This window comes from Streptomyces sp. (assembly GCF_019510245.1).
Lineage (GTDB): Bacteria > Actinomycetota > Actinomycetes > Streptomycetales > Streptomycetaceae > Streptomyces.
Map to the genome: position 1 here is coordinate 1 of NZ_JAEKKT010000301.1, position 7,731 is coordinate 7,731.

At 70.2% G+C, this 7,731-nt stretch carries 7 protein-coding genes; 3 read left to right on the top strand and 4 right to left on the bottom strand.

All coding sequences use genetic code 11. The annotated features are described in order from the left end of the window. Window positions 1-155: 155 nt before the first annotated feature. From JF597_RS49445 to JF597_RS49455, 3 genes are read right to left on the bottom strand one after another with little or no spacing between them, the layout of a single operon-like run. Window positions 156-2,444 carry an FtsX-like permease family protein gene (locus tag JF597_RS49445; protein ID WP_294012562.1) on the bottom strand — a complete coding sequence of 763 codons (2,289 nt, stop codon included), beginning with the start codon at window positions 2,442-2,444 and terminating at the stop codon, window positions 156-158. Next, complete coding sequence (locus JF597_RS49450; RefSeq protein ID WP_294012564.1) at window positions 2,441-3,139, bottom strand: ABC transporter ATP-binding protein; 699 nt, start codon at window positions 3,137-3,139, stop codon at window positions 2,441-2,443. The genes JF597_RS49445 and JF597_RS49450 overlap by 4 nt, the downstream gene beginning before the upstream one ends. Continuing rightward, complete coding sequence (locus JF597_RS49455; RefSeq protein WP_069762004.1) at window positions 3,136-3,660, bottom strand: PadR family transcriptional regulator; 525 nt, start codon at window positions 3,658-3,660, stop codon at window positions 3,136-3,138. The genes JF597_RS49450 and JF597_RS49455 overlap by 4 nt, the downstream gene beginning before the upstream one ends. 218 nt (window positions 3,661-3,878) lie before the next feature. On the opposite strand from JF597_RS49455, the gene JF597_RS49460 reads away from it, so the two are divergent. Continuing rightward, window positions 3,879-4,238, top strand: coding sequence for a DUF4190 domain-containing protein (locus JF597_RS49460; protein WP_294012569.1), 360 nt, complete (start codon window positions 3,879-3,881; stop codon window positions 4,236-4,238). 331 nt (window positions 4,239-4,569) lie between these two features. On the opposite strand, the gene JF597_RS49465 is transcribed toward JF597_RS49460, so the two are convergent. Continuing rightward, entirely contained in the window at window positions 4,570-5,655 is a 1,086-nt protein-coding gene (locus JF597_RS49465) for a HEAT repeat domain-containing protein (protein ID WP_294012572.1), read from the bottom strand. Between the two features lie 514 nt (window positions 5,656-6,169). Here JF597_RS49465 and JF597_RS49470 point away from each other — a divergent pair. After that, entirely contained in the window at window positions 6,170-6,709 is a 540-nt protein-coding gene (locus JF597_RS49470) for a transcriptional regulator (RefSeq protein WP_294012575.1), read from the top strand. Then, window positions 6,706-7,731, top strand: a 1,026-nt coding sequence (locus tag JF597_RS49475) for an MFS transporter (protein WP_294012578.1), incomplete at its 3' end; no start/stop codon positions are given. The genes JF597_RS49470 and JF597_RS49475, both read left to right, overlap by 4 nt.

A 7,731-nucleotide genomic window follows, 5' to 3' on the forward strand; every position in this document is an offset into this window, starting at 1 on the left:
GCAGGAGCCCGGGCGGGCTCGAGAAGCCGTGGTCGGCCACGTCGACAGGCGGACGGCGTCCGAGACGGGCCGCCCGCACCACGATCCAGCTGACCCTGAACGACGAACGGCTCGAGCCGGCTGCGGTCGGCCGGTCCGAGCCGTCGTCGTCCCTGCTATTCGTTGCGTGCCGTTTCCGGTCCCGTGATCCGCCTGAGCAGCGGCATCGTGGATGCGATGACGCCGAGTGAGGCGACGAGCCCGGTGAGCACGGTGGCGTAGTACTGGATTCCCGGTGCCCGGATCGAGTAGCTGAACTGTGCCTGTACGAACAGTTGGGCAGCCAGGAAGCCCATTCCGATGGCGACCACGGCGACCACAAGGAGCGGGACCGCGCTTTCCAGAAGCACCACCCGGCGCAGCACGCCTAGCTGTGTGCCCGTCAGCCGCAGCAGGCTGAAGGGGCGCTTGCGGTCGCGCAGCCCACCGGCCACGCTCACCGCCAGGCTGCAGCCGGCGATGGGGAAGCTGACCAGGATGACGACGTTGGCCAGTTGCTGGTATCCGGCGAGCTGTGCGCCGCTTTGGGCATGGTCCTCGCGGACGGTCAAAGGGATGTCGCGGTCGGGATAGGTGTTCGTGAGGATGGTGCGCGCGCGTTCGATTGCCGAGGTCGAGCCGTTGGTGGCCACGACGATCTCCTGGACCGGGAGGCGCGCGAGGCGCTCCCCTGAGATGTCGGCGGCGGGCCATGCCGTGGGCCAGTGCTGCCAGGAGTACGTGCCGAAGCTGCCGTAGTTCTGGGTGACCGACGCCGCTCGGGCCCCGGCGGCGCACGCGGCGTGGGCGGGCATCTTCGCGAGCTCGGTGCACGAGGCCAGGCCGGCCACCGGCGGGGTCACGGAGCCTTGATAGGCCGGGTCCGTGGTGCCGAGCGGGTTCGAGTGGATCATCAGTACGCCTGTGACGCCCGGTACCGAGTTCAGGTCGCCGAGCGCGGCCTTCGAGAGCGGGGCCACGCTGCCGATCCGGCGCCCGGTGGCGGAGTCGAAGCCTTGGGCGTAGTTGGCGTCCAGGGCGCCGGCGACCGTCCGGTCGGCCTGCGGGATGCTGCGCTCGGCGTTCAGCGAGCCGATGATGCCGACGGCGGCGCTGGTGACGCACAGCGCGAGGACCAGCCCGCTGACCGCGCGGAAGCCGGCCTTCGGGTCGTCCGCGAGTCGTCGGCCCGCGACGAGCAGCGCTGGGCGGCTGGTCTGCCGGGCCAGGAAGCGGGCGCCGGCCATGGTCAGCCAGGGGCCGGCGATGACGAGTCCGGTCAGGACCAGCAGGATTCCCGGGACGAAAACCAAGATCTGGCCGTTGGTGCTCCTGGGCACCCGGCCGATGGTGTACGAGAGTTCGGCGATGCCGGCGGCCAGGGGAATCAGCCGGTAGGCCCGCGGCGGGCGTGGCGTGATGCGCCGGGTTACGCCGAGCGGGGAGACCTGCACGCGGCGCAGGGCGATCCGGGCGGCGACGGCGGCTCCCACCGGGACGGCGACGGCGACGAGCAGGATGTCGCCGGTCCGCAGCGTGAGGTCGTCGGCGAAGTACGGCGTACTCGTGAGGTCGACCGCCGCCAACTGCGTACGCAATAAGTAGAAGAGGCCGAAGCCGACGGCCGTGCCGATGACCGCGGCGACCGTGGATTCGACGGCCGAAATCATGGAGATCTGCCGCGGAGTGGCGCCCACCAGGCGCATGGCGGCGAAGCGCTGCTCGCGGCGGGCGGCTGCCAGCCGGGTGGCCGTGCCGATGAGGATGAGGACGGGGAAGATCAGGGCGGTGCCCGCGACAGAGAGGATGAGCTTGATGCCTCTGTCGTCGATGCCCGCTCTGACCGTGCAGTTCGTGCCGTTGCAGCTGCTGGGGGCGACGGTGGTGATCGACGTGACCCGGGTGGCGTCGTGCTGCTTCGCGAGCTGGTCGGGGCGGTGGCCGACGACGACGAGCAGGGAGTCGGGGCCGGGGAGCGCCGCGTTGCCGACCGTGCCGATCTGGCGGCCGGGATAGCGGTCGGCGAGTTCGGCGGCCGGGGTGGAGTGCAGGAGCCTGCTGAGGGCCGGTGAGGCGTAGAACTCGCCCGGTCCGGGGAGGCGTGAAAGGCCCGGTGGGACCGGGGAGTTCGGGCCGGTGGCGGCGACATCGACGCGGCCGATGGTTTTACCGTCGAAGTGGTCCGCCCTGAGCAACCACCACAGCGGGTCGGTGTTCGCCTTCGCCGCCGACTGGCTCGAGGTGCTCGTGCCGGAGCCGGTGTTGAGCCAGGCGTTGCGGCTGTTTTGGGTGGCCGTGGCGTTGATGGCCGCGAGGATGCTCAGCAGCAATCCGACGCCGAGGGCGACGGCGGCCACGATGACGGCCAGGCGGGCGGCGGCCTCCCTGCCGCCGCTCACGGTGAGGCGCAGGCCGAGGCGGATCACGAGGTGAGCCGTTCGACGAACAGCGGCGTCACCTTGCCGTCGCGGACGATGACTTCGCGCTTCGCGTAGGCGGCCACCCGCGGCTCGTGGGTGACAAGGACGACGGTGGTGCCCTCCTCCTTTACAGAGGCGACCAGCAGGTCCATCACGTGCTCGCCGGTGAGCGAGTCGAGCGATCCGGTCGGCTCGTCGGCGAAGAGCACCTGGGGCCGGGAGACCAGGGCGCGCGCCAATGCGACACGCTGCGCCTGTCCGCCGGAGAGTTCGCCGGACCGGCGCCCCTCGAGGCCGTCCAGGCCGAGCCGCCCGAACCACGATCGAGCCTCGGCCAGCGCGCTCGCCCTGCGGGACTTGGCGAGCAGCAGCGGCAGGGCGACGTTCTCCTCGGCGGTCAGCTCGGGGACGAGCTGACCGAACTGGAAGACGAAGCCGAACCGGTCCCGGCGCAGTGTGCTGCGTTCGGGCTCGTCCAGGGTGTCGATGCGGCGGCCGTCGAACCAGATCTCGCCGGAGTCGGGTACGAGGATCCCGGCCAGGCAGTGCAGCAGCGTGGACTTGCCGGAGCCGCTCGGGCCGGTGACGGCGAGGATCTCCCCGGCACGGGCGCAGAGGTTCGCACCCTGCAGCGCGGGCGTCTTCCCGAACGACAGGACAGCATCCCGCGCTTCCACGAGGAAACCGTCGTCCGAACTCATGAGCGCACCTCCGCTGTCAGAGCGGCGAGCCGTGCCACGGTCTGGTCCATCCACCGCAGATCGGCCTCCAGGTGGAATACGCCGTGATCGGCCAGCAGCGAGTCGATCGTGCTGCCGGTCCGGCGCAGTTCGGTCAGCTCCCGCATCCGCTCCATGTGGGCGGCGCGCTGGATGTCGAGGTACACGCGGGGGTCACGCTCGAGCAGCACCGCCAGTACGACCTTGGTGAACAGCACCGTCTGCAGGTGTGGTTCACCCGCGACCGGCTCGGTCAGCCAGCTCTCGACCTGTGTGACCCCCAGTTCGGTGATCACGTAACGCTTGCGGTCAGGCCCCGAACCCGGCCCGGTCTCGCCGATCTCGACCTTCCCGTCGCGGGCGAGGCGTCCCAGGGTCGAGTAGACCTGCCCGGCGGGCAGCGGTTTGCCCCGGCCGAAATAGGTGTCGTAGTCGCGCTTGAGGTCGTAGCCGTGGCTCGACTCCCGTTCAAGGAGTCCGAGGAGCGCCAGAGGGACAGTCATACCTCAGTATCTACACTCAGTATCTAGTCGGCGTCAACGGAAGGAACGATCCCGAGGCCAGGCTTGGCTCACTGACGTCAGCGACGGTCGGCCGGCAGGTGCGGGCCCTTGGCAACACAGGACCACCGAGTAGAGCGGCGCGCATGCATATGCCCCGTGCCGCTCGGGCAGGCCGCTCTCGTAGGGTGGCTCGCAGGTACCAGCCAGGGGGAATCGACGTGACCGAAGCCGTCAAGGACACCGATGCGGCGGGCGCGACGCGCAACACACCTGCTCGGGTCAGCATCTGGGCCGCCTTTCTGGGTGCCGGTCTGATCGTGGGCGTCTTCATGACGCCGATGTTGTGGCTGCTGTACGGCGGGTGGTACACGTTCCTGGTGTTCGTGTTCGGCGTTGTCGCGATCCCCGCCGGACACCTCGGCCGCCGGCGGGCAAAGCGCCTGGGCGGACGCGACCGCGGCGTCGCGCTGCTCGGCATCGTGACCGGTTGGGTCCTGATCGTCTTCAGTCTGCTGCTGGTCCTGGCCTACGCGGGACTACTGGCAGGGCTGGCATACCTCGCCGACTTCACTTCATGAGCAGGGGCCGGGGCTGCCGCGCTTGCCCGCGGAACCGCCCCTCCTGCTCACCTTGGCCGAGGTGTTGGACCGCCTGCGGGTGACGTCGAATCCGACCGACACATCGCAATCTCGGTCCGAAGGTGACGCGCATACGTGAATCCCGCCTCGGGCGCGCGTGAACACCACGATCTACGGCGCCTGACAGTACTTCTACTTCACCAACTGACGCCGGACATACCGCGGGAGGGCGGCGGCACGGACACCCGTGCCGCCGATCTCGTGTCGTCAGTTCTCCGCGGGTCCGGCGGAGTATCGGCTCCAGGTGCCCCCGGCTCTGTGCCAGTGAACATCACGACCGGCGGTCGGTTCGCGGGCTGCACGACGAAGGATCGTCGGTCGTGGACTGGGTGTACGCGCACAGCTCCGGCTGGCTGTCCGGCAGGTTCAGCTCGCGGAGGCACTGTTCGATCGGTGCGCCGTACTGGCCCCACGGCCCGTGCTCCACGACGAACCGCAGGATGTCCTGGCGGCATTTACTGAGGCTGATGAAGGGAACGCCCGTATGCCCTTCTGGACTGGGGAACGCGCCCGTGAGCGCGGCTGTGAGGGCCTCTGCGACGAGGGCGCCGGTGGGGCCGAGGGCGTTGACGATCGCAGGCAGGACGTCACCCGGCGCGTGAACGGCGAGCGGGGCGAGTGAGCGAGCGGCGTACCCCTGGAGGTTGCCGTCGTTGAAGTCGACCCCCGGCACGGACATCGGAGCCGCGGCGGCCCTCGTCAGTTTCCCGAGGATCTGGGAAACCAGGTTTTCGTCGACGGGGCCGCTGTCCGGACGGGTTGTGACCAGACGGGCCAGCGCGGTGGCAGCCCCCCACTGCACGAGCGGATCCGGGGCGGTGAGCCACGGCCGGAGGCGGCCCACCAAGGCCTGGTCGCCCACGAGCCCGGCCGCGACCAGGACAGTGGCCGCGGCACGGGAATCGTCCTCGCGCTCCAGACACGCCAGGAGCGCGAGGACGGTGCGAGCGCCTTCCTCGGGGAACCAGGCCAGTAGGTAGGCGGTCCGGGTACGGATGACGGGGTCCGGATCCTCCAGGAGGCAGCACAGTGCGGGCAGTTCGGCCCGGACGGCGTCGTATGAGGCCAGGGCGCTTGCCCGGCTGTCGGGGGTTCCTCCCGCCGCGCAGTAGGCTCGTGCTTCCCGGAGGGATCGGCGTCTTTCGGGGTCTTCGGCGGCGGCGAGCTCGCCGTCGTACCAGGCCACCATCTTCTCCGGTGTGAAGTCCGCAGCCACCGCGCGCCAGGCGACGGTGTCGATACCGTCGGGCAGGTCGTACTCGTCGTGCCAGTCGATCGCCAGCCGGGTCAGCATGAGCAGTGCGGTGGGGCGTGCAGGCAGGGGCCCGGCTATCGCGATGCGGGCGAGGAAGGGCACGGCATGGGGAGAAGCGGTGTCGCGGGTGCCCTGGTGGAAGATGTTCGAAAAGAGTCGGCGCCAGGCATCCTCTCGGGCTTGGTCGTCGGCCCCGCACACCTGGCGCAGCTACCCGGGTACGTCTTCGGCACTCCCGTAGGCGTGGTGAAGGCCGGCCCAGTCGAGGTCATCCAGCCCGGCCAGCAGGTCTTCGTTCTGTTCCTTGATCACGACCAGAGCCTCGCACGCCCCACTGACAAAGGGGGCCTTGAACTGGCTGCATCGCTGCCCGGAAGCCTCGCCGAAGTCGGGGACCGGCTCTGCACGACCTGGGCCGACTGCTGCTGATGTTCCGTTCGCCGATGGGCGGACAGCGGCCGGACCGGCTTCTGCGGATGCGAAGCGCCTGCGCCCCGCCCAACAGCCCTCCCCACGACGGTCTTTGACGGAAGGTCTCGCGCGCCGGGCGGCAGTTTCTGAAGTTCCGCGCGATATCCCCTTGCCCAATGGTCAAGAGTCATTGACCATTGCTCGCATGCCTACCGACGATCTCCCCGAGACGTTTCACGTCACCACGGACGAGCAACTGCGCGCCGTCTCCAATCTCACGCGCCACCGGATCATGGCCATGCTCCGCTTCGAGCCGGCGACGATTACGCAGATCGCCGAGCGGGTCGGCCTTGCGAAGGGGAGTTCCAGCTATCACGTGCGGCTGTTGGAGCGGGCCGGCCTGGTGAAGGTGGTGCGGACGCGGAAGGTGCGGGGTGTCACCGAGCGTTACTACGCGATGGCCGCACGGTCGATCGAGCTGCCGGACCCCGGCGAGGGGGGCCCGGATGTGCTGATGCGGCATGCGGTGGCGGACCTGGAGGCGTCGCCGGTGGACGGCGAGCGGCACGTGCGGATGGCGCATCTGCGGCTCACGGAGGAGCAGTTCGCGGATCTGGGGGCACGGTTGCAGGCTCTGGCGGACGAGTACCGGGAGCTGTCCGATCCGTCCCTGCCGGACGCGTCACTCGTCTTCGCTCTGTTCCACCCGGCACCGCGCGCGCAGGCCGGGGGGAACGCCAAGTGACCTCAGAGGTACGGAAGTTGCCGACCGGGTTCGGGCGCCTGTGGACCGCGCAGACGGTGTCCTCGTTCGGTGACGGGGTGTCGCATGCCGCGCTGCCGCTGATCGCGTTGACGTTGACGCGGGATCCGATGGCGCTCGCCGTCGTCACGGCTGCCGGTACGCTGCCGTGGCTGCTCTTCGGGGTGCTCGGCGGTGCGCTGGTGGACCGCTGGGACCGCCGGCGCACGATGTGGGTCATGGACGCGGCGCGTGCGGTGCTGCTCGCGATACCGGCGGCAGCGGCGGCGCTCGACGTGCTGAGCATTCCGCTGCTCGCGGCCGTCGCCTTCCTGCTCGGCCTCGGCGGACTCTTCTTCGACACGGCCGCCACGGCCTACCTGCCGGATCTTCTCGGCCGCGATCCCGCACTCCTGGAGCGAGCCAACTCTCGATTGCGCGGCGCCCAGACCGCCATGTCCGGCTTCGCGGGGCCGCCTGCGGGCAGTGCGCTGCTCGCACTGGGGCGGGCGGTTCCGCTGCTCGCCGACGCGGTGTCGTTCATGCTCTCCGCACTGCTCGTACGTACGCTGCCCGCCATGCCCCGGCCCGTGCCCGAGGTCCGCGAGTCGCTGCTTCTGCAGGCACGGGCCGGGGCCTCGTACGTCTTCCGGGACCGGCTGCTGCTCGGGCTCGCGCTCCGCCCGGCGGTCGGGAACGTCGCCTTCCTCGCTGTCGAGACCGTCCTCGCCCTCTTCGCGCACGACCGCCTCGGCATCGACACCTACGGCTTCGGTCTGCTCCTGACGGCGGAGGCCACCGGCGGTCTGCTCGGTGCGGGCATCGCCTCCTACCTTGGCCGACGCCTCGGCACCGGCACCGCACTGACCTGCACGGCCGCCGTCGAGGGACTCGCCATCCTGGGACTCGCCGCTGCCCCGAACCCGTACCTGGCCGGGCTTGCGCTCGCCGTCTGCGGGGCCGGCATGGGCGCCACGATGGTGCTCGGGCCCTCCCTCCGGCAGGCGATCGTCCCGGCCCACCTC